Source organism: Phenylobacterium sp. Root700 (assembly GCF_001429025.1).
Taxonomy (GTDB): Bacteria; Pseudomonadota; Alphaproteobacteria; order Caulobacterales; family Caulobacteraceae; genus Phenylobacterium.
The window spans coordinates 432,208-453,522 of the sequence record NZ_LMHT01000022.1 but is presented as its reverse complement, the minus strand read 5'-3'; the positions used below and the strand labels follow the sequence as shown (position 1 = coordinate 453,522).

Sequence of the window (21,315 nt, the reverse complement as noted above, 5' to 3'; positions counted from 1 at the left end):
CGCCATGTCCGCGCGCATCCTTGTCGTCGACGATATCGAGGCCAACGTCCGCTTGCTCGAAGCCAAGCTGACGGCCGAGTACTATGAAGTCCTGACAGCGAGCGACGGACCGACGGCCCTGGCCATCGCGGCCAAGGAAAAGCCCGACATCGTCCTGCTGGACGTGATGATGCCCGGCATGGACGGGTTTCAGGTCTGTCGGCGGCTGAAGGACGACCCCGAGACGCGGCACGTGCCGGTGGTGCTGGTCACCGCCCTGGATGGCCGCGCCGACCGGATCGCCGGCCTAGAGGCCGGCGCCGACGAATTCCTGACCAAACCCATCGACGACGTCATGCTGTTCGCCCGCGTGCGCAGCCTGACCCGCCTGAAGATGGTCATCGACGAACTGCGCGACCGGGAGGCCTCGGGCCGCCGCATGGGCGTGATCGCCGGCGCGGCGTCGCGGCTGGGCGGAACCGGGGGCAGGGTGCTGATCGTCGACGATCACGAGCGCCAGGCCCAGCGCGTCGCCGCGGAATTGGCCATCGAGCACCGACCTGTGATCGAGGCTGATCCCGACAAGGCCTTGATGACCGCCAAGGGGCCGGTGGACCTGATCATCGTCAATGCGACCTCGCGGTCCTTCGACGGCCTGCGGCTGGCCGCCCAGATGCGGTCTGACGAGGCGACGCGCCACCTGCCGATCCTCGCCATCGTCGACTTCGACGAGCGGGCCCGGCTGGTGAAGGCCCTGGAGATCGGGGTCAACGACATCCTTTCCAAGCCGATCGATCCGCAGGAGCTGGCTGCGCGCGCGCGCACCCAGATCCGCCGCAAGCGCTACACCGACTATCTGCGGGACAATCTCGATCATTCGCTGGAGCTGGCCGTCACCGACCAGCTGACCGGCCTGCACAACCGCCGCTACATGACCGGGCAGCTCGAGGCCCTGGTGAAGCGCGCCACCCATGGCGGTGACGCCGTGGCCTGCCTGTTGATCGACATCGACCATTTCAAGAAGATCAACGACGGCTATGGCCACGACGTGGGCGACGAGGTGCTGCGTGAATTCGCCGTGCGCCTGGCCTCCAACGTGCGGGCCATCGACCTGCCTTGCCGCTATGGCGGCGAGGAGTTCGTGGTGGTGATGCCCGACACCAAGCTCGAAGACGCCGAACGGATCGCCGAGCGTATCCGTCTGCATGTCGCCGGCTCGCCCTTCCGGGTGATGAGCGGCTCGGAGCTGCTGACCGTCACCATCTCCATCGGCGTGGCCGCGACCATCGGCGAGACCGATCGGCCTGAAGCCTTGCTGAAGCGCGCCGACGAAGCGGTCTACGAGGCCAAGGCCTCTGGCCGGAACAAAGTCGTCGCCCGGGCGGCCTGAGCCGCGCTCGTTGGGGCGTCGCCTGCAGAGGGACCCCGACTATGCAGCCGATATCATTGACGCTTGTGGACCGAGCAGCCGCCGCCGACCTCCTTGCAGACGCCTTCTACGACAACCCAGCGCACACCTTCATCTACCCTGACCCCGCCAAGCGTCTCCAGCAGCTCCGTTGGCTGATGCACACCAATCTCGGCGGTCAGTTCACTGTCGGGCAGAGCTTTGCGGCCAGGGGGGCTGAAGGCCAGATCGCCGCCATGGCGTTCTGGCATGCGCCGGGTGCGCCCAAGGCGACGCTCAGGCAACTCGCGCGCTTTGGTTTTTTCAGCATGCCCGTCCTGCACGGATGGCCCGCGTTCTCACGCATGCTGAAGTCTGTCGACGAGCTTGAGGCGCGCCGGCATCAGAGCCTTGCCGGGCAGGACAGCTGGTATCTGAACAACATGGTCGTGGACCCGGCCCATCGCGGGCAGGGTATGGGCAGCGCGTTGCTGCGCCGGGAGTTGGCCGAAACGGTGAAGCCCTCCGGCTTCCCAGCCTCATTGACGACCCAGAAGAAGGAGAACGTCTCGTTCTACCGGCGGCTAGGGTTCGAGGTCGCAGACCATAGCCGCGTCGGTGGCGCTGGCGGGTTCGAGAACTGGATTATGATCTTCAGGTAGCCGGCCGGCTGCTCTCTTCCAATATCGATCCATCAAGGCCAAGCTTGGCCCCAAAGATCGGGGAGGATCGGGATGATCAAGATTTCGGCGTGGCTGGCCATCGCCTTCGGGCTGATTCTCGGCGTGCTGGAGGCGGTCCGCAACTGGGGCGACTGGCAGTGGTGGCCGTTCTGGGTGGTCGACTATGTCGCCGCGGCCCTGCTGGTGGCGGGCGGCTTGCTGGCGCTGCGCAGGCCTGTCGAGCGGTGGCTGACCGCCGGATGGGGCTTTGCCTGCGCGATGTTCTGGATGTCGTTCTTCGGCCACTACGGCGATGCGATGAAGGCCGGAGCCGAGGTCAGCGCCCGCGAGCAGCGCCTGACGCTGATCATCGGCCTGATGTTCGGCATAACCGTTGTCGGCCTTGGGCTTTCCCTGCTGGGGAAGTCGCGGCGATTCTGACAACGAAAAACGCCCGGCCAGACGGCCGGGCGCTTCACAGACTGGAGAGTCTGAAAGAAGACTACTTAATCTTGCCTTCTTTGAATTCAACGTGCTTACGGACCACGGGGTCGTACTTCATCATCACCAGCTTTTCAGTCTTGGTGCGGGCGTTCTTCTTGGTCACGTAGAAGTAGCCGGTGTCCGCCGACGAATTCAGACGGATCTTGATGGAGGCGGGCTTCGCCATGGTCGGTCCTCGCGGGGCCGGCTTGACCGGCAGGTGTTCGAAAGAGCGGCGGACAATACGAATCCCGAACCCAAAGTCAATCCGGGTCGGGAAATTGCCGCATGGGGTGATGTCTCAGCCGAGCATGGCTTCGAACTTCGAGGAGGGCATTTCGCGTAAATCGTCCCCGTCGTCCACCAGGAAATAGGCCGCCAGGCCGTGTTTTTCGGCGAATTCCGGCCCCGCTACCGGCCCCAGCACGCTTAGGGCGGTGCTGAGTGCGTCGGCGTCCATGCAGGTCCCGTGAATCACGCTGACCGAGCGCACGCCGTTGTCGATCGGTCGGCCGAGTCGGGGATCGAGGGTGTGGGCGTAGCGGCGGCCGTCATGCTCAAGGAAGCGCCGGTAGTCCCCCGATGTGGCGATGGAGAGCCCGTGTAGCGCCAGCAGGATGGGGCCGCCGGGCAGGGCCGATCCGGGCGGAGCGGCGATCTCCACCCACCAAGGCTCGCCGCCTGGCTTGACGCCCTGGCCGCGCAACTCGCCGCCGATCTCGACCAGGTGGTCGGGCAGGCCCATGGCGCTGAGCGCCCGCGACACCTCGTCGACGCCGAAGCCTTTGGCGATGCCGGAGAAGTCCAGCTCCAGCCCGCCCGGCTGGAAGGCCCTGGAGCCCTCCAGGGCCAGTCTGTCCCATCCGCCGGCCGCAAGGGCGGCCTCGATCGCGGCGGGCGCTGGCGGGGCCTCCACGGCCCCCGCAGGGCCAAAGCCCCACAGGTCGACCAGTCGCCCCGCCGTGGGGTCGAAAGCCCCGTCGCTGGCTTGCGCCCAGCGCAGCGCGCCGCTGAGCACGTGGTGGAAGGCCGGGGCCATGTCCATCCATGCGCCGGCCGGCGCGCGGTTGAACCGGCTGATGTCCGATTGCGGCTCCCACGGGCTCATCTGCGCGACGAGCCGGTTGAGCAGGGTCTGTATCGCCGCCTCGGCCGCGGCGGCGTCGAAGCCGACCGGGGCGAGGGCCTTGGCGCTCCAGGCGACGCCCATGGTCGGGCCGCCGAGTTCGATCATGACTCCGCCGCGCGGCCTTGCGGCCGGCGGCGAGAGGTCGAGGGGAACCGCGACGCGATTCATCAGGCGCGGGCCTAGTCCGGGAGAACTTCCAGCGTCGTCACATAGGAGGCGTTGCGCTCGGCGTTGGGCACGGTGGCCTTGCCGCCGCGAACCGAGGCTTCCAGCCAGTACATGCCCGGGTTCGGCCAGGTGATGGTGAAGGCGCCCTGCGCGTCGGTGGTCAACTTCATCTCGCCGGTGCCGTTGCGATAGCGATTGCCGCCCGGCACGACCTCGACCTCGACGCCCGCGGCCGGCTTGCCGTCCAGCAGCAGCTTGAAGGTCGCGGCCTCGCCCGACACGAGGTCGTTAGGGTGGGTGACGGGCTCCAGCTCGAGGCCCTGGCCGGTGACCTTCAGGACCTCCTTGGTCGGGCTGCCGCGGGTGGCGAAGATTTCCAGCCGGCGCTGCGACTGGGTCAGCTTCACCTCGGTGGCGTCCTTGGGGATGGCGGTCGCCAGGTCGGCGAGCGGGCCGCGCCAGCGCTTGGCTTCGCCGTTCAGCTTGTAGGACGCCATCAGGCCGTCGCTGACATTGGCGATCTTGTAGGTGCCAGGCTTGTCGAGTTGGACGTCGAAGGTGCTGCGGTACTTGCCGGTCGCGCCGTTCTTGATTTCGCCCTTGGAGCCGTCGGGGCCCATGACCGTGATGCCGTCCAGGCGCATCGGCATGTGGTCGAAGTAGAACAGGTCGTTGGAGACGGCGGCGTCGACCGTGATCCAGGGATCATTGCCCGACAGCACCGTGGCCGAGGGCAGCAGCCATTGGCGGTGGGCGTTGGCGGCGACCGGAACGGCCAGCACGGCCATGAGGGAGACGGCGGCGATGGCGCCGCGACGAAGCGAGATCATCTGATGGATCCTTCTAGGGTTCACGGCTTGACGGTGACGCTCATGGCGCCGAGCTCGCTGGCACCCTTCGCCGAGGAGGAGACGCGGGCCTTGGGCGGCCATTGGAACGGTGCGCGAAGCACCTCGACGCCGCCGACTTCACGGGCGGCCTCGACGACGAGGTTATACTGGCCGGCGGGCAGGGCGCCGGGCTTGAACACCACCTGGTGCTTGCCGGGCGCGCGGGTCGCGGCGCTGACGCCGTCGGCCGGCAGGCTCATGTCGCGGCCGGCCCGGCGCCACCACTGGCGCATGTCCTTCAGCCACTTCTGGCCTTCGTTGTTCTTCAGCTTGACGTTGTACCAGACGGCCAGGGTCTTCACGGCGGTCTTGTCGGGGTTCTCGATCCAGACCGAGACGTAGGGCCGGTGATACTCGGCCACCGTCAGCCGAGGGATCTCCAGGCTGAGCTCCAGGTCCGCCGCCAGGGCGGGGCTCGCCATCAGGCCGGTCAGAGCGGCGGTGTAGACGGGCAGGCGCATGGAGGCTCCGGTCAATGGATGAAGAGGAGGACGAGGATCAGAGGCACGGCGAGACCCAGGCCAACTAGCGGCCAGGTGATCTTGCGGGCCTTGGAATGCAGTTGCAGCAGCACCAGGCCGGTCAGGCAGAAGACCACGCAGCCGACGGCGAAGACGTCGAGGAACAGGCTCCAGACCGCGCCGGAGTTGCGCCCCTTGTGCAGGTCGTTGAGGTAGGCGATCGCGCCGCGGTCGGTGCGCTCGGCCAGCACGTCGCCGGACGCGGCGTCGAAGGTGACCCAGCCGTCGCCGCCGGGACGAGGTAGGGCGACATAGCCCTCGTCGTCAGTCCACTCGACCGCCGCGCCCTTCGGGGCCTTTACGTCGAGGTCCTTGGCCAGCCAGACGCGGATCTCGTCGGGCAAGGCGGCCTTGGAAGTCTGGGCGGTTTTGGCGACGGCCATCAGTTCGGGCGGAAGTCGGCCCTCGATCTCGACCGTCTGGGGCTTGGTCTCGATGGCGCCGGCGTGGTTGAGCGTGATGCCGGTGACGGCGAACAGCAGCATGCCGATCAGGCAGATGGCGGCGCTGATCCAATGCCATTGCACCATCTGGCGCATGAGCGCGGCGCGGCGCTGGGCCGCGCGCTTGGCCTGCGCCTTGGCCAAGACCTGGGCCTCGTCGATGACCGGTTTGGCGCCCACAAGCTCAGAAGCCGACAAGATCCCATTCCCCCGGAGGTGCTAATAATGGTTCGCACTAACAACGGGGGCGGCCAAGCGCAAGCTTGTTGCGAATAATTCGCAGCTGAAATGCGCGACGGGCTCTACAGGTGGCTCAAGCGGGGAGCGCCTGTCGTGAAGCGCATGAAGGGCTGCGGACGACTGGGGTCTTCCAGCCGCTGGATAGCCTCGCCGATCACGGTGCGGGTGACGGAGGGCAGGGGCAGGGCGATGGCCTCGTCGAAGTCGACCCAGGCGATCTCCTCCAACTCGCCGCAGTCCGGCTGGCGCTCCAGGCTGATCAGATGCTCGGCCTTCGCCATCAGGAACCAGGTGTCGAAGCGCTTGGCGAGGGCGGCCGGCGTGACGGCGCGGGCGACGATCTCCAGGGCCGCCAGGTCGGGCGCGGCGCCATGGGCCAGGAATTCCCGCCAGGGTCCCGCCACCGGGCGCGCCGGAACCGGCTTGGCGAGCAGCAGGCCGGCCTCTTCGTAGGTTTCGCGGATGGCGGTCAGCGCCAGGGCGCGGCCACGGGTCATGGGGATATGGGCTTCGAACTTCGCCGCCACCTCGGGCCGCAGGTCGGTGGCGAAGGGCGCGCGGAAATCGCTGCGGTCGATGCGCCCGCCCGGGAAGACCCAGAGGTTCGGCATGAAATCATGGCCGCTGTGACGCTTGCCCATCAGCACCTGCGGCGTGCTGCGGTCGCGGCGGACGATGATCAGGGTGGCGGCGTTACGCGGGCGGACGGCGCGGGTTCCGTCAGCGCGGAGGCGACCGCCCTCCGGCCGCCGGACTGTTTCGACATTGCTCATGAAACAACTGTATGAGCCGACTCAGGCCCTGGGAACACCGCCCTTACGTCAACCGCGCCACGCGACCAGCACGGCGCCAGCCGCGATCAGCCCGACGCCGGCCCAGTTGGCCCCCGACAACCGCTCTCCCAGGAAGACCACGCTGATCACCGCGACCAGGACGACGCTAAGCTTGTCCAGGGGTGCGACCCGCGCCGCGTCGCCGAGCTTGAGCGCGCGGAAATAGCAGAGCCAGGACGCGCCGGTGGCCAGGCCCGACAGCACCAGGAACAGATAGGTCCGCGAGCTGACCGCGCCCGGCGCCTGCCATTGGCCGGTGGCGGTGACAATCAGCGCGGCGACTCCCAAAATCACGATGGTGCGGATCAGGGTGGCGTAGTCGGAGTTGATATTGTCCACGCCGACCTTGGCGAAAACGGCGGTGAGGGCCGCGAACCCCGCCGACAACAGCGCCCACATCTGCCAGGAAGAGAGCATGGTCTTCATTCGGTCCGTCCCCGTCAGCCTTGGCGCCGCAGATCGCGAGTCGCCGGCGCGATGATCGAACGCCTGAAGTCCCTGCTGGGCAAGCTTGAGACGCGAACCCTGGTGCTGCTCGTCGCCCTGGTCGGCGTCCCGTCGCTGTTCCTCACCATCGCGGGCGAGGTCGCCGAGGGGGAAACCGCGGCCCTCGACCGGCGGCTTCTGCTCGCGTTCCGGATGCCGAGCGATCCTTCCGATCCGATCGGGCCGCGGTGGTTCGAGGAATCGATGCGCGACATCACCGCGCTGGGCGGCTTCACGGTGCTGACCATCGTGACCATCGCCGCGACCCTGCTGCTGGTTTTCCACCGACGCGGGCGCGAGGCGCTGATCTTCGCGACGACGGTGGTGCTGGCCTACGCTTCCAGCGAGATCCTGAAGGCGTTCTATGATCGCGACCGGCCGATGATCGTGGCCCATGGCAGCATCGTCTATTCCCAGAGCTTCCCCAGCGGCCACTCGACGGCGGCGGCGGCGACCTTCCTGACCCTGGCCACGGTGGTGGCGAGCGTGGAGCCGCGGCGGCGGACCAAGGCGCTGGTCTATGGCCTGGCCATCAGCGGCGTCCTCGCGGTGGGCGTCAGCCGCGTCTATCTAGGGGTTCACTGGCCAACCGACGTCCTGGCCGGGTGGGCCCTGGGGTCGAGTTGGGCGCTGGCGGCCTGGATGGCCCTGGTCTTCACCGCGCCGCGGCAAGCCTGACGCCGAAACCCTCGGCCTCGGCGTTCAGCAGGACGACGCCGGCCTCGTCCAACGCCGTCTCGATCAGTTTGGCGGTGGAGCGCTGCAGAGCGTGCCGGCCGCTCTCGAAATCGCGGATCGTGCTGCGCGAGACGCCGGCCGCATGAGCCAGGTGATCCTGCGTCCAGTCCAGCAGGCCGCGCGCGGCCCGGCACTGGCAGGGCTGGATGACGTCGTTGTGTCCGGAGATTTCAGCCATTTTGGTTGATCTGCGCCCACATCGTCCCAAATTCAAGAGGTCCCACACTCAAGTTTCCGGAGGCCCATGCCCCACCACACGCCGCTGATCGCCACCATCGTTGCGGGCCTCGTGGCCGCTTTCGCCCTGGGCGCGCTCGCCCAGCGCCTGCGGTTGTCGCCCTTGGTGGGGTATCTGCTGGCGGGGGTGCTCGTCGGGCCGTTCACGCCGGGCTATGTGGCCGACCAGAAGATCGCCAACGAACTGGCCGAGATCGGCGTGATCCTGCTGATGTTCGGGGTCGGGCTGCATTTCTCGCTCAAGGATCTGCTGGCGGTTCGGAAGATCGCCGTGCCAGGCGCCCTGGGGCAGATGGCGGTCGCCACCCTGCTCGGCATCGGGCTCGCCACCCTGCTGGGCTGGCCGCTGATCTCGGGCCTGGTGTTCGGCCTGGCGCTCTCGGTGGCCTCGACGGTGGTGCTGCTGCGCGCCTTGCAGGAGCGACGGCTGATCCAGACCGACCGGGGCAAGATCGCGGTCGGCTGGCTGATCGTCGAGGACCTGGCAATGGTCCTGGCCCTGGTGCTGCTGCCGGCCCTGGCCGGGGCGATGAAGGCCGGCGACGGCGCGGCCGATCCGCTCACCGCTTGGGTCATGCCCTTGGGGATCACGCTGCTGAAGGTCGGCGGCTTCGTCGCTTTCATGCTGATCGTCGGGCGGCGGGTCGTGCCTTGGCTGCTGCACTATGTGGCCCACACCGGATCGCGCGAGTTGTTCCGGCTGGCGGTGCTGGCGATCGCGCTCGGCGTGGCGTTCGGGGCGGCGATGCTGTTTGGCGTCTCGTTCGCGCTCGGGGCCTTCTTCGCCGGCATGATCCTGGCCGAATCCGAGCTCAGCCAGCGCGCGGCCGAGGAGACCTTGCCGTTGCGCGACGCCTTCGCCGTGCTGTTCTTCGTCTCGGTGGGGATGCTGTTCAACCCGTTCGTGGTGCTGGCCCATCCGTGGACGGTGCTGGCGGTGCTGGGCATCATCATCATCGGCAAGTCGCTGGCCGCGCTGGCGATCATCAAGGCTTTCGGACGCTCCAACACCACCGCCGTCACGGTGGCCGCCAGCCTGGCGCAGATCGGGGAGTTCTCGTTCATCCTGGCGACCATGGGCGTTGACCTGGAGATCCTGCCCAAGGACGGCCGCGACCTGATCCTGGCCGGCGCGATCATCTCGATCATGCTGAACCCGTTCATCTTCGGCCTGGCGACGCGCACGCCGCGCGCCCAACCGGCGCCCGCGGTTCCGACGCCCGACCCGGAACCCGCCAACGATCTCTCACCGACCCATCTGGGCGGGCACACGATCCTGGTCGGCTACGGCCGGGTGGGCGAGGTGGTCGCGGCGGGGCTGAGGGCCGAGGCCTATCCCTTCGTCCTGGTCGAGACCGAGACGGAGATGGGGCTGAGAGCCCGCAATCACGGCTATGAGACGATCATCGGCACGGCGACCGACCCCAGGGTCTTGGAGGCTGCAGGTGTCGAGCGCGCGGTGCGGATGTTCGTCGCCGTGGCGGACGGCTTCGAAGGCGGGGGCGTGGTCGACAAGGCCCGCAAGGCCAATCCCGGACTGGAGATCGTCGCCCGGGCCCACTCCGACACTGAAGCCGCGCACCTGATCGCCCATGGCGCCGACCGCGTGGTGATGGGAGAGGAGCAGATCGCCCGCGGCATGCTGGAGCCCGAGGGACCGCCCGCAGGCGTCGATCAGACCGCCACGGGGGAGTTGACCCCCGCCGGGCCGAGGCTGCTGATCCTCGATGACGCCGAGCGCGCGGTGCTGGCGACCTTGCGGGAAATGGACATCTGGCCGGGCGAGGCGATGTCGCGCGCGCCGGTCCGTGACGCTGGGATCGCGCGCGGCTTCGAGCCCGCCCGGCTGGACGCCGCCTTCGCGACGCTTAGCGAGAAGGACTGCCTACGTGACCTGGGCGACGAGCGGATCACCATCACCAAGCAGGGGTTCCTGGCGGGCTTGCAGCCGGCCTAGCGGCGCCGGAACCCGTGGTGGGAAGCCCTCGTCCGAGAGGGCCTATTTCATCAGGCCCTCAAGCACGCCTTGCGGCGTCACTTTGAGAAGCAGAACGCGCCCCACCGTCGGTGGAGCCGTCATGGGCTCCCCCGGCTGGCGGTTAGCGAAGTTGACTTGGAGCTCGTTTGAGTTCCGTGGAATGGTGATCGACTGCGGAGCGATGCGGTCGCCGATGAAAAATCCATTGGTGGTCTTATAGCCATCGGCTTCCTTCATCGCGGCCACGACATAATAGAAGAGGCCGCTGCCGCCCGCGTCTTGGGTGACAATGAAGGCTATGTCTTCTTGGCCGTCGTTATTGAGATCGCCGCGTCCATCATCGCCAAAATATCGCGTGGTTGTTGAACTCGCGGACCCTGGAGCCGACGGGATGCTCGATGTGCCGTTCTTCAGAGTTACGGATTGTCCATCGAGCGTGAATGTTGAGTTCTTGGCGTCGAACGCAACCTGACCGGCTGTCGCCGCTTGATCGACCGGCGCGGTCGCCGGCCCTGCAGACGCCACGGGTGCAGGGGCGGGCATGGCGGGAGCCGGCGCGTCCCCTGCCGGCTTCACGAGCAGATACAGGCCTCCCGCCGCCAGGAGAGCGATGACCGCGACTGAAACGCCCATTTTCTTGTTCATGTAATGATTACGCCGTTCTTCCAGTGAAGCTTCGCAAATCTATTGGCGAGCCATCAGCGCGCTAGCGGCGCTTTCCGCTTTTCGACTTGGCCTTGCCGGGCGGCCGTCCAGCGCCGCCACCACGCTTGGGGCCGGTGAAGGGGGTGCGAGCTCGCATGCCTAGCCGGGGCCGAGGGGCGTTCGGATCGACGGGCAGGGGCTCGCTGATCATCTCGAAGACCAGCCCGCCGGTGATGGGCGCGGCTTCCTTCAGTTTCACCTGAACCGAGGTTCCGAGCGGCCAGCGCCGGCCGGTGCGTTCGCCGACCAGGGCGTGGGCCTTGTCGTCGTGGACGAAATACTCGTCGCCCAGGGTCGAGACCGGGACCAGGCCGTCAGCGCCGGTTTCGTCCAGCCGGACGAACAGGCCAAAGCGGGTGACGCCGGTGATGCGGCCGGGGAACTCTGCGCCCACCCGGTCGGAGAGGAAGGACGCCACATAGCGGTCGGTGGCGTCGCGCTCGGCGGCCATGGAGCGCCGCTCGGCGAAGGTGATCCGCTCGGCGGTGTCCTTCATCTGCGAGATGTCGCGGTCGGTGATGCCGTCGTCGCCCAGCCCCAGGGCCCGGATCAGCGCACGGTGCACGATCAGGTCGGCATAGCGGCGGATCGGCGAGGTGAAGTGGGCGTAGCGGTCGAGGTTCAGGCCGAAGTGGCCGATGTTCTCGGTCGAATAGATCGCCTGCATCTGGGTGCGCAGTACGACCTCGTTGATGATCTGGGCGCTGGGACCCTCGCGGGTCTCTTCCAGCAGCTTGTTGAAGCGGTCGGTGCGCGGCGCCTCGCCCTTGTTCCAGGCGATCCCCAGCGTTTGCAGGAACTCTGCCAGCGACTGGACCTTCTCCTGGCTGGGGGTGTCGTGGATCCGGTAGATCAGCGGGGTCTTCTTCTGCTCCAGGGTCTCGGCGGCGCAGACATTGGCCTGGACCATCATCTCCTCGATCAGCTTGTGGGCCTCCAGCGCGGCGCGCGGCGTGATCGAGGTGACTTCGCCCTCGGCGTTGATGACGATCTTGCGCTCCTGGCTCTCGATGGCCAGCGGCGAGCGGGCGCGGCGGCCCTTCATCATCGTCTCATAGGCCGCCCACAGCGGCTTGATGATCGGTTCCAGCAGGGGGTTGGTCTGGTCGTCGGGGAAGCCGTCGATCGCGCGCTGGGCCTGTTCGTAGGAGAGCTTGGCGGCCGAGCGCATCAGGCCGCGGATGAACTTGTGCGAACGCTTGCGGCCGTCCTTGCCGAACACCATCCGCACGGCCAGGCAGGCGCGGTTCTCGCCCTGCCGCAGCGAACAGAGGCCCGCCGACAGCCGCTCGGGCAGCATCGGTTCGACGCGGTCGGGGAAGTAGGTCGAGTTGCCCTTGTCGCGGGCGTCGCGGTCCAGGGCTGAGTCGGAGCGGACATAGGCCGCGACATCGGCGATGGCGACCCAGACGATCCAGCCGCCCTCGTTCGCCGGATCGGTGTCGGGCTCGGCATAGACGGCGTCGTCGTGGTCGCGGGCGTCCGGCGGGTCGATGGTGACCAGCGGGACCGCGCGCAGGTCCTCGCGCCCCTTCAGGGTCGGGGCCTCGGCGGCCTCGGCCTCGGCTTCGGCGTCTTGGCTGAAGCCGGTGGGGATGCCGTGCGAATGGATGGCGATCAGCGAGGCGGCGCGCGGCTGGTCGACGCGGCCGACGACCTCCAGCACCTTGCCGCGCTTGGGGCCATAGCGCTCCTCGACCGTGACCTGGGCCAGAACCAGATCGCCGTCGCTGAGGTTCGCGGCCTCGGCCGGGACCAGGATCATGCTCTCCTTGGAGCGGCGATCGACGGGCTCCACGCGGACCTGCTTGTTCTCCTTGCGGACGACGCCGAGGATGCGGTGGGCGCTTTGGCCCAGGCGCTTGATCACCCGCGCTTCGAGTTCGCCGTTCTCCAGCCTTTCGAAGCGCACTAGCATCCGGTCGCCCAGGCCCGGCGCGCCGCCCACGGCGCCTGTGCGGTCGGGGGCCAGCCGCACCAGCGGGACGTCGTCGCCCTTGACGAGCTTCACCAGCAGGTCGCCGTCCGGATCGCGCTCGACCACGTCCACGACGCCGACCGGCGGCACGGCGCCGGCCTCGGAGAAGCCCTTGCGGCCACGCTTGCCGAGCGCGCCGGAGGTCTCGAGTTCCTTGAGCATGTCGCGCAGGGCGCGGCGGTCGTTGCCCTTCAGGCCGAAGGCGCGGGCCATGTCGGCCTTGTCGGTCTCACCGGCCTCGCGGACGAACTTCAGCAGGGTTTCGCGATCGGGCAGCCCCTGGGGCGGCCTTTCGGTCTTGGGGGCGAACCGTGCGGACTTGGGCGTGCGAGACTTGGCCATGGTCCCTAGATAGCCGCTGCGATGTGTTTTCGCGACGGACTATCGAGCGACGCCGGTTTCAGTCCGCCGCTCGATTGCGGCGCCAGCCGACGAACATGAAAATCGGGGCGAGAGTCCCTGGGATCAGGCTGAGCACATTCAGGTCGGCCAACTTCAGGATGACGCTGCAGAGCAGGAGTCCAAAACCCACGCCTCTCAGGCCGGTGAACTGGCGCAGATAGGCCCGGCGCCGTTTCTCGCGTTGCGCTTGGCGCCAGGCTTCAAGTTCCTGGGCATCTGCGTCGGCCGGGGCGACACCGAGTTCAGCCAAGCTCGGAACGCGCCCGCTCCGAGCGGGCGGCGCGAACGCTTTGGGCTGGCGGCGGCCGAATGTCGGCGTCTCCGGCATGCTGGGCTCCCTGGCTCGCGCGCAGGTTGCCGGCGGCCGGTTAAGGCCGCCTCAACGACCTACTCGTCGTCCCAGGGCGCGGCGCCGCCGGCGCTCGCCGGGACCGCTTCCTCGGTCTTGGCGCTGGCCTTCTTGGCTGCGGGCTTCTTCGCAGCCGGCTTCTTGGCCGCGGCCTTCTTGGGGGCCGCGGCCTTTTCGGCCTTGGGTTTCGCAGCGGCTTTCTTCGCGGCCGGCTTCTTCTTGCCGCCGCCCTTGGCCTCGCGCTCGGCGATCAGGAGCACGGCTTCTTCCAGCGTAATGTCCGCCGGGTCCTTGCCCTTGGGCACGTTGGCGTTGGTCGAGCCGTGCTTGATGTAGGGGCCATAGCGGCCGGCCAGCACCTTCACAGGCGCGCCGTCCGCCGGGTGGGCGCCCAGATCCTTCAGGGCCGCCGATTCGCCACGTCCAGGGCGTCCGCCGCCGGCCCGCTTCTCGGCCAGCAGAGTGACGGCGCGGTTGAGACCGACGTCGAACACCTCGTCGACGCTGGGCAGGTTCGCATAGGTGCCGTTGTGCAGCACGAACGGTCCGAACCGGCCGATGCCGGCGGTGATCATGCCGCCGTCCTCGGGGTGGGCCCCGACGTCGCGCGGCAGGCGCAGCAGGCGCAGGCCCTTTTCCAGGTCCATGGCGGCGGCCGACCATCCCTTGGGCAGGGAGGAACGCTTGGGCTTTTCGCCCTCGCCGAGCTGGACATAGGGGCCAAAACGGCCGGCCTTCAGGAACACCTTCTCGCCGGTGACCGGGTCGACGCCCAGTTCACGGTCGCCGCTTTCAGCGGCGTTCTCATCGTCCGACTGGGCGATGGGGCGGGTGTAGCGGCACTCCGGATAGTTGGAGCAGCCGATGAAGGCCCCGAACTTGCCGGTCTTCAGCGACAGCCGGCCGGTGTCGCAGGTCGGGCAGCCGCGCGGATCGGACCCGTCTTCCTTCGCCGGGAAGATGTGCGGGCCGAGCGCTTCGTTCAGCGCGTCGAGCACGTTGGTGACGCGCAGTTCGGCGATTTCGCCGACTGCAGCGTGGAAGTCCTGCCAGAACTCGCGCAGCAGGGCCTTCCAGTTCATCTCCCCGGCCGAGACCAGGTCGAGCTTTTCTTCCAGGGCGGCGGTGAAGTCGTATTCCACGTAGCGGGCGAAGAACTGCTCGAGGAACGCGGTGACCAGGCGGCCCTTGTCCTCGGGAATGAAACGGTTCTTGTCCATGCGGACGTATTCGCGATCGCGCAGCACGGTCAGCACCGAAGCGTAGGTTGAGGGCCGGCCGATGCCGAGCTCTTCCATCTTCTTGACCAGGCTGGCTTCCGAATAGCGCGGGGGCGGTTCGGTGAAGTGCTGGTCGGCGCGCGCGTCGATCACGCGGGCGTCGGCGCCTTCCTTGACCTGCGGCAGGCGGCCGCCTTCCTCGTCGTCGGCGTCGTCGCGACCTTCCTCGTAGACGGCCAGATAACCGTCGAACAGGATCACCTGGCCGGTGGCGCGCAGGCCGGTCCTGCCGTCGGCGCTTTCCAGATCGATGGAGGTCCGCTCGATGCGGGCCGCCTCCATCTGCGAGGCGATCATCCGCTTCCAGATCAGCTCGTAGAGGCGGCCAAGGTCGCTCTCCAGGCGCAGCGAGCCGGGGTTGCGGGTCAAGCTGGTCGGCCGGATGGCTTCGTGGGCCTCCTGGGCGTTCTTGGCCTTGGTCTTGTAGATCCGGGCGCTCTCGGGGACGTATTCCTTGCCATAGACGCCGGCGATCACCTGACGCGCCTCGTCGATAGCTTCGGGCGCGGCCTGGACGCCGTCGGTACGCATGTAGGTGATCAGACCGACGGTCTCGCCGCCGATGTCGATGCCTTCGTACAGCTTCTGGGCCGCCTGCATGGTGCGCTGAGCCGAGAAGCCGAGCTTGCGGGAGGCTTCCTGCTGCAGGGTCGAGGTGGTGAAGGGCGGGGCGGGCGAGCGCCGGCCGGGCTTCTTCTCGACCGCCGAGATCTTGAAGGTCGCGGCCTTCACCGCCGCCTGGGCGGCGTGGGCCGAGGCCTCGTTGCCCAGGTCGAACTTGGTCAGACGCTTGCCGTCATGCTTGACCATGCGGGCCAGGAAGGGATCGCCGCCGGCCGAGACGTCGGCCTCGACGGTCCAATATTCCTGGGTCTTGAACTTCTCGATCTCGATCTCACGATCGACGACCAGGCGCAGGGCCACCGACTGCACGCGGCCGGCCGAGCGCGAGCCCGGCAGCTTGCGCCACAGCACCGGCGAGAGGGTGAACCCCACCAGATAGTCCAGCGCCCGGCGGGCGAGGTAGGCGTCCACCAACTCCATGTCGATGGCGCGCGGGTTCTTCATCGCCTCGGTCACGGCCGACTTGGTGATGGCGTTGAACACCACGCGCTCGACCTTGGTGTCCTTCAGGACCTTCTTCTTCTGAAGGACCTCCAGGACGTGCCACGAGATCGCCTCTCCTTCGCGGTCGGGGTCGGTGGCGAGGATGATGCGGTCGGCCTTTTTGGCGACCTCGGCGATGTCGCTGAGCCGTTTGGCGGACTTGGCGTCCACATCCCAGATCATGGCGAAGTCTTCGTCGGGCCGTACCGATCCATCCTTGGCCGGCAGGTCACGCACGTGGCCGTACGAGGCCAGGACCGTATAGTCCGAGCCGAGGTACTTATTGATGGTCTTAGCCTTAGCCGGGCTTTCGACGACGACGAGGTTCATGGGCGCTCTATATAGGGGCGTCCCGGGCAGGAGGCCCGAAATTCAAGGGCGCGAAAGGTGAGGGAGGCGCCTAGGCTGTGTCAACCAGCCTGAGGAATTAGGCAAGGCGCACGTTTGGATAGGCGCCCACCTTCTGAAAACCGGGGCTCTTTAGAGCCCCGCGACCAATCCGCCCGGCAACAATTCCGCCCGGCCCGCCAGGGTGAGCTCCACCAGGGCCGCGAAAACCACTGAGGCCGGGGCGCCAGCCGCCCTCACCAGCTCATCACGAGAGACCGGTGTGGGCGACAGCAGGGCGGCGACTCGCTCGCGCACGGCGTCGATTTCGGTGTCCGGAACTGGCGACGGGGCGAAGGGCCGTTCCGGCTCGCGGAACCCGCCGAAGCTCTCCAGCGCACGCAGCACGTCTTCCACGCCCTCGCACAGCGCCGCGCCCTGGCGGATCAGGTCGTTGGTTCCCCGCGCGCGCGGATCACGCAGGGTCTTTTTTCTTAGCCGAGCCGCTCTTGGGTTCCTCGCCCTTCAGCAAGCGGCCGATATTGTCCTTGTGGCGGATGAAGATCAGCACCGCCATGACCAGCGCCATCACCGCGATCGGGTAGGGGCGGTCGAACACGAACAGCGCCAGGATCGGCGCCAGGGCCGCCGCGGTCAGGCCCGCCAGCGACGACAGCCGGAAGATGAAGAACATGGCGATCCAGGTCGCCCCGGCCGCCAGACCCACGGGCCAGGCGGCGGCCAGCAGGGTGCCGAAGAAGGTCGCCACGCCCTTGCCGCCCTTGAAGCCCAACCAGACCGGGAACAGGTGGCCCAGGAACGCCGACCCGCCGGCTAGGGCCGTCAACTGAGCCTGCGCCTGCGCCCCGGCGTTGCGGGTCAGCAGCCAGGCGATGAGCACCGCCACCGCGCCCTTGCCGCCGTCGCCCAGCAGGGTGATCAGCGCCAGGTCCTTACGGCCGGTGCGCAGGACATTGGTCGCGCCGATATTGCCTGAACCGATGGAGCGGATATCGCCCTGGCCGCCCAGCTTGGCGGCGATCAGGCCAAAGGGGATCGAGCCCAGCAGATAGCCTCCCACGACGGCGGCGGCGATCAGCATAGGGCTGAGTGAATCAGGCATCGGCGTTCCCTCTCGTCAGCCCAGTGGTAGCCGCGCTCGCGCGCGCCGTCATCCGCCCAGCGTCAAGGCCAAGCTTCTAGCGAAGGAGATTGTTCGTCAATTGTTCTTGGTTGGGGTCGGTCTGTCAGACCCGATACACGACCCGCCCATCAACAATCGTCATCTGCACCTCGCCGAACAGCCGGCGGCCGTCGAAGGGCGAGTTGCGGGACTTGGACTTCAGCTTGTCCAGGTCGACCACGATGGGGGCGTTGAGGTCGCAGAGCACCAGGTCGGCGGGCGCGCCCTTGGCCAGGCGACCGGCGGCCAGGCCCAGCAGTTCGGCGGGGCGGCTGGTCACCGTGCGCATCAGGTCCACCAGCGGAATGCGGCCGTCATGGTGGAAGGCGAGCAGGGCGGGCAGCAGGGTCTGCAAGCCAACGGCGCCGGGCGCGGCCTCGTCATAGGGCAGGCGCTTGTCCTCGGCCGGGGCCGGGGCGTGGGCGGAGACCACGATGTCGATCAGGCCCGAGGCCAGGGCCTCGATGGTCGCCTGCCGGTCGTCCTCGCCGCGCACCGGCGGGTCGAACTTCAGGAAGGTGCGGTAGTCGCCGATGTCGATCTCGTTGAACGACAGGTGGTTGATCGAGGTGGTGGCGGTGACCGGCAGGCCCTTCGCCTTGCCGCGCGCCAGGCTTTCCAGCGCGCAGGCGGTGGTGATCTGGTCGACCAGGAACCGCGCGCCGGTCAGTTCGACCAGGGCCAGGTCGCGCTCCAGCATGATCTTCTCGGCGATCGGCGGCACGCTGGACAGGCCCATGCGGCCGGCGAACTCGCTGGCGGTGGCGACGGCTCCGGCCGACAGCCAGGGGTCGGCCGGGCGGTGGGCGACCAGGGTGTCGAAGCTCTTGGCGTAGGCCAGGACCCGTTGCATCACCTTGGAATTGACGATCGGCCGGTCGGCGTCGGTCACATAGAGGCAGCCGGCTTCGCGCATCAGTCCGATCTCGGCCATGCGTTCGCCCTTACAGCCCTTGGTGGCCGCGCCAGCCGGATAGACATGGACCAGTTCGATGTCGCGGGTGCGGCGCAGGATGAAGTCCACCACCGAGGCTTCGTCGATCACCGGATCGGTGTCGGGCTGCAGGACGATGGAGGTGACGCCGCCGGCCGCCGCGGCCAGGGCCGCCGACTTCAGGGTCTCCTTGGTCTCCGCGCCGGGCTCGCCGGTCTTCACGCGGATATCGACCAGGCCCGGGGCCAGCATCGCGCCGCGGGCGTCGATCACGTCGATGTCGGCCGAGAGCGTGCCAAGGTCGCCGCCCTGGGCGACATCGGCGATCTTGCCGTCACGGATCAGCAGCGCGCCAGGGCCGTCCCAGCCGCTGGCCGGATCGACGAGGCGGGCGTTCACAAAGGCGGTCGGGCGTTGGGTCATAGTTCTGGGCGTCCGATCCATTTTTCGACGACGGGCGGGACGTAGGCGCCTAGCGCGTCCAGCATCTCCACGCAGTCCTCGCGGAAAATCAGCATGTCGCGGTGCGGGGCCCTCAGGAACGCCTCGCCGACCGCATGGTCCACAAAGCCGCGCAGGCCGTCATAGTAACCGCGCACGTTCAGGAACCCGGCCGGCTTGGCGTGGAAGCCGAGCTGGCCCCAGGTCCAGATCTCGAAGATCTCCTCCAGGGTGCCGGCGCCGCCGGGCAGGGCGATGAAGGCGTCCGAAAGTTCGGCCATCCGCGCCTTGCGCTCGTGCATCGAGCCGACGATCTCAAGGCGGGTGAGGCCGGTATGAGCGATTTCCTTGTCGCTCAGGGCGTGGGGCAGGACCCCGATCACCTCGGCTCCAGCGTCCAGCGCCGCATCGGCGACCGCGCCCATCAACCCGACCTTGGCCCCGCCATAGATCAGCCGCATGCCTCGTTCGGCGATCTGCCGCCCCATGGCCTCGGCGGCGGCGCGATAGACAGGGTCTCCGCCGGGGCTCGCCCCGCAGAACACGCAGACGGAGGCGATGGCGCTCATCAGTCGTTGTCCAGGCGCGCCGCGAGCGAGGCCAGCACCGCCATGCGCGCGGCCACGCCCATCTCCACCTGATCCTGGATCAGCGAGACGGCGAGATCGTCGGCGACGTCGGAGTCGATCTCGACCCCACGGTTCATCGGGCCGGGGTGCATGACCCGGACATTGTCGGAGGCGAAGGCCAGCTTCTCGCGGTCCAGGCCGTAGAAGCGGAAATACTCGCGCTGCGAGGGGGCCATGACCCCGTCCATGCGCTCAAGCTGCAGGCGCAGCATCATCACCACGTCGCAGCCGGCGATGCCCTTGCGCATGTCGTGATAGACATCGACGCCCCAACGGTCGGCGTCGGTGGGCATCAGGGTCGGCGGGCCGACCAGGCGCACGTCCGCGCCCATCATCTGCAACAGCCCGACGTTCGAGCGCGCCACCCGGCTGTGCAGCACGTCGCCGCAGATCGCGATCTTCAGGCCGGCGATCCGGCCGAAGGCGCGGCGCATGGACAGCATGTCCAGTAGCGCCTGGGTTGGATGCTCGTGCTGGCCGTCGCCGGCGTTGATCACCGAGCAGGTGACCTTCTGCGACAGCAGCGAAGCCGCCCCCGAGGACGAATGCCGCACGACCAGCAGGTCGGGCTGCATCGCGTTCAGCGTGACCGCCGTGTCGATCAGGGTCTCGCCCTTGGAGATCGAGGACGAGCGCGGGCTCATATTGACCACGTCGGCGCCCAGCCGCTTGCCGGCCAGCTCGAACGAGCTTTGGGTTCGCGTCGAGTTCTCGAAGAACAGGTTCATCAAAGTTCGACCCTTGAGCAGGTCGAGCTTTTTCGAATGTTGCCTGTTGAGGGACACGAAGCTGTCGGCCAGATCCAGCAATCCGGAAACCTCAACAGGGTTGAGATCGACCACGGACAGGAAGTGACGCTTCGGGAAGGGGAAGGTCCTCGAAAGGACCTCGTTCAGACCGGTGGGTGCTGCGCTCATTAAAGCGGCGTCTTAGGCCTCCTGGCGGGAGGCGCCAAGCGTTGCCGCTCATTCACCCACAGATCGCAGGCGTTCCAGCGCGCCCTGCAGGATCCAGGCGGCCGCCATCTGGTCCACCAGACCGGCCCGTTTTGCGCGGCTGGCGTCCAATTGGTCGATCAGGAAGCGGTTCACCGCCATGGTCGACATCCGCTCGTCCCAGAAGGCGATCGGGATCTCGCGCAGCCGCAGCAGGTTGCGGGCGAAGGCGCGGTTGGACTGGCAACGGACGCCCTCGGTGCCGTCCATATTGATCGGCAGGCCGATGACAATGGCGCCGACCTCGCGCCCGTCGATCAGCGAGAACAGCCGGTTGGCCTCCTGGGTGAACTTGGTCTTGCGGATCAGCTCCAAGGGGCTGGCCACCATGCGGGTGGTGTCGGACACCGCCACGCCAATGGTCTTCTCGCCCAGATCGAGGCCGATCAGGGCTGAATAGCGGGGAATCAGGGCGGGAATTTCAGTCAGTTCGACAACGGCCATGGCTCTCAATAGCGGTCATCGCTTGTCAAAGGGAGGCCCACACGGCTAACCCCTCCCTCGAACCATTAGGAGGGCCCCATGGCCATCGACGCCGCGACCGTCCGTAAGGTCGCGAGGCTCGCGCGGATCGCCGAGCCCGAGGAGAAGCTGGAACAGCTCGCGAGCGAGCTGAACGGCATCATGACCTGGATCGAACAACTGAGCGAAGTCGACACCGACGGTGTCGAGCCGATGACCTCGGCGGTGCACATGCCTGCGCCGATGCGCGAGGACGTGGTCACCGAGGGCGGCGACGCCTCCAAGGTGCTCTCCAACGCGCCCAAGACCGTGGACGGCTTCTTCGTCGTTCCCAAGGTGGTGGAATAGT

24 protein-coding genes are annotated in these 21,315 nt (G+C 67.7%); 6 read left to right on the top strand and 18 right to left on the bottom strand.

All coding sequences use genetic code 11. The features are described from left to right. The first annotated feature begins 4 nt into the window (after positions 1 to 4). From ASE02_RS13075 to ASE02_RS13065, 3 genes are all read left to right on the top strand, one after another. Positions 5 to 1,369: a PleD family two-component system response regulator gene (locus ASE02_RS13075; RefSeq protein ID WP_056734819.1), complete on the top strand. Its 1,365-nt coding sequence runs from the start codon at positions 5 to 7 to the stop codon at positions 1,367 to 1,369. Between the two features lie 41 nt (positions 1,370 to 1,410). Next, on the top strand, positions 1,411 to 2,028 hold the full coding sequence (locus tag ASE02_RS13070; RefSeq protein ID WP_056734817.1) for a GNAT family N-acetyltransferase: 618 nt from the start codon (positions 1,411 to 1,413) through the stop codon (positions 2,026 to 2,028). 72 nt (positions 2,029 to 2,100) lie between these two features. Continuing rightward, complete coding sequence (locus ASE02_RS13065) at positions 2,101 to 2,469, top strand: hypothetical protein (protein WP_056734815.1); 369 nt, start codon at positions 2,101 to 2,103, stop codon at positions 2,467 to 2,469. 61 nt (positions 2,470 to 2,530) lie between these two features. On the opposite strand, the gene rpmG is transcribed toward ASE02_RS13065, so the two are convergent. The 7 genes from rpmG to ASE02_RS13030 form a co-directional block, all read right to left on the bottom strand. Beyond that, entirely contained in the window at positions 2,531 to 2,698 is a 168-nt protein-coding gene (rpmG, locus tag ASE02_RS13060) for a 50S ribosomal protein L33 (protein ID WP_056018215.1), read from the bottom strand. Positions 2,699 to 2,812: 114 nt separating this feature from the next. Next, on the bottom strand, positions 2,813 to 3,745 hold the full coding sequence (locus ASE02_RS13055; protein ID WP_235536691.1) for an FAD:protein FMN transferase: 933 nt from the start codon (positions 3,743 to 3,745) through the stop codon (positions 2,813 to 2,815). A gap of 74 nt (positions 3,746 to 3,819) precedes the next feature. Then, positions 3,820 to 4,638 carry a DUF4198 domain-containing protein gene (locus tag ASE02_RS13050; protein ID WP_056734812.1) on the bottom strand — a complete coding sequence of 273 codons (819 nt, stop codon included), beginning with the start codon at positions 4,636 to 4,638 and terminating at the stop codon, positions 3,820 to 3,822. 20 nt (positions 4,639 to 4,658) lie between these two features. Beyond that, positions 4,659 to 5,159 (bottom strand): DUF2271 domain-containing protein, encoded by a 501-nt coding sequence (locus ASE02_RS13045; protein ID WP_056734810.1) that lies wholly within the window; start codon positions 5,157 to 5,159, stop codon positions 4,659 to 4,661. Positions 5,160 to 5,170: 11 nt separating this feature from the next. Then, positions 5,171 to 5,860, bottom strand: a complete 690-nt coding sequence (locus ASE02_RS13040) for a PepSY-associated TM helix domain-containing protein (protein WP_235536690.1) — start codon at positions 5,858 to 5,860, stop codon at positions 5,171 to 5,173. 104 nt (positions 5,861 to 5,964) lie between these two features. Then, positions 5,965 to 6,675: an NUDIX domain-containing protein gene (locus ASE02_RS13035; RefSeq protein ID WP_056734808.1), complete on the bottom strand. Its 711-nt coding sequence runs from the start codon at positions 6,673 to 6,675 to the stop codon at positions 5,965 to 5,967. Positions 6,676 to 6,723: 48 nt separating this feature from the next. Next, on the bottom strand, positions 6,724 to 7,161 hold the full coding sequence (locus ASE02_RS13030) for an EamA family transporter (RefSeq protein WP_056734805.1): 438 nt from the start codon (positions 7,159 to 7,161) through the stop codon (positions 6,724 to 6,726). Positions 7,162 to 7,212: 51 nt separating this feature from the next. Here ASE02_RS13030 and ASE02_RS13025 point away from each other — a divergent pair, with 51 nt between their 5' ends. Continuing rightward, positions 7,213 to 7,899 carry a phosphatase PAP2 family protein gene (locus tag ASE02_RS13025; protein ID WP_056734804.1) on the top strand — a complete coding sequence of 229 codons (687 nt, stop codon included), beginning with the start codon at positions 7,213 to 7,215 and terminating at the stop codon, positions 7,897 to 7,899. On the opposite strand, the gene ASE02_RS13020 is transcribed toward ASE02_RS13025, so the two are convergent. Beyond that, positions 7,877 to 8,137 (bottom strand): helix-turn-helix transcriptional regulator, encoded by a 261-nt coding sequence (locus ASE02_RS13020; protein ID WP_056734802.1) that lies wholly within the window; start codon positions 8,135 to 8,137, stop codon positions 7,877 to 7,879. The genes ASE02_RS13025 and ASE02_RS13020 overlap by 23 nt on opposite strands. Positions 8,138 to 8,203: 66 nt before the next feature. Between ASE02_RS13020 and ybaL the strand changes: the two genes are divergently transcribed. Beyond that, entirely contained in the window at positions 8,204 to 10,153 is a 1,950-nt protein-coding gene (gene ybaL / locus ASE02_RS13015; protein WP_082602036.1) for a YbaL family putative K(+) efflux transporter, read from the top strand. 42 nt (positions 10,154 to 10,195) lie between these two features. On the opposite strand, the gene ASE02_RS13010 is transcribed toward ybaL, so the two are convergent. From ASE02_RS13010 to ruvX, 10 genes are all read right to left on the bottom strand, one after another. Further along, positions 10,196 to 10,819, bottom strand: a complete 624-nt coding sequence (locus ASE02_RS13010; RefSeq protein ID WP_056734800.1) for a hypothetical protein — start codon at positions 10,817 to 10,819, stop codon at positions 10,196 to 10,198. 61 nt (positions 10,820 to 10,880) lie between these two features. Continuing rightward, positions 10,881 to 13,199 carry a ribonuclease R gene (gene rnr / locus ASE02_RS13005; RefSeq protein ID WP_056734798.1) on the bottom strand — a complete coding sequence of 773 codons (2,319 nt, stop codon included), beginning with the start codon at positions 13,197 to 13,199 and terminating at the stop codon, positions 10,881 to 10,883. Between the two features lie 58 nt (positions 13,200 to 13,257). Beyond that, positions 13,258 to 13,587 (bottom strand): hypothetical protein, encoded by a 330-nt coding sequence (locus ASE02_RS13000; RefSeq protein WP_056734797.1) that lies wholly within the window; start codon positions 13,585 to 13,587, stop codon positions 13,258 to 13,260. A gap of 59 nt (positions 13,588 to 13,646) precedes the next feature. Then, positions 13,647 to 16,325 carry a type I DNA topoisomerase gene (topA, locus tag ASE02_RS12995; protein WP_056734795.1) on the bottom strand — a complete coding sequence of 893 codons (2,679 nt, stop codon included), beginning with the start codon at positions 16,323 to 16,325 and terminating at the stop codon, positions 13,647 to 13,649. 150 nt (positions 16,326 to 16,475) lie between these two features. Then, entirely contained in the window at positions 16,476 to 16,739 is a 264-nt protein-coding gene (locus ASE02_RS12990) for a hypothetical protein (protein WP_056734793.1), read from the bottom strand. 58 nt (positions 16,740 to 16,797) lie between these two features. Continuing rightward, a complete protein-coding gene (gene plsY / locus ASE02_RS12985) occupies positions 16,798 to 17,445 on the bottom strand; it encodes a glycerol-3-phosphate 1-O-acyltransferase PlsY (RefSeq protein WP_056734791.1) in 648 nt (215 codons plus the stop codon). 124 nt (positions 17,446 to 17,569) lie between these two features. Beyond that, positions 17,570 to 18,862, bottom strand: a complete 1,293-nt coding sequence (gene pyrC, locus ASE02_RS12980) for a dihydroorotase (protein ID WP_056734789.1) — start codon at positions 18,860 to 18,862, stop codon at positions 17,570 to 17,572. Further along, the gene (locus ASE02_RS12975) at positions 18,859 to 19,449 is read right to left on the bottom strand and encodes a TIGR00730 family Rossman fold protein (protein ID WP_056734787.1); all 591 of its coding nucleotides are present in this window, start codon (positions 19,447 to 19,449) and stop codon (positions 18,859 to 18,861) included. Before ASE02_RS12975 ends, pyrC begins: the two co-directional genes overlap by 4 nt. Further along, positions 19,449 to 20,426, bottom strand: coding sequence for an aspartate carbamoyltransferase catalytic subunit (locus ASE02_RS12970; protein ID WP_056734785.1), 978 nt, complete (start codon positions 20,424 to 20,426; stop codon positions 19,449 to 19,451). The genes ASE02_RS12975 and ASE02_RS12970 overlap by 1 nt, the downstream gene beginning before the upstream one ends. A gap of 48 nt (positions 20,427 to 20,474) precedes the next feature. Further along, positions 20,475 to 20,948 carry a Holliday junction resolvase RuvX gene (gene ruvX, locus ASE02_RS12965; protein WP_056734783.1) on the bottom strand — a complete coding sequence of 158 codons (474 nt, stop codon included), beginning with the start codon at positions 20,946 to 20,948 and terminating at the stop codon, positions 20,475 to 20,477. A 78-nt stretch (positions 20,949 to 21,026) separates the two neighbouring features. Between ruvX and gatC the strand changes: the two genes are divergently transcribed. Beyond that, complete coding sequence (gene gatC, locus ASE02_RS12960; RefSeq protein ID WP_056734781.1) at positions 21,027 to 21,314, top strand: Asp-tRNA(Asn)/Glu-tRNA(Gln) amidotransferase subunit GatC; 288 nt, start codon at positions 21,027 to 21,029, stop codon at positions 21,312 to 21,314. Position 21,315: the final 1 nt, after the last annotated feature.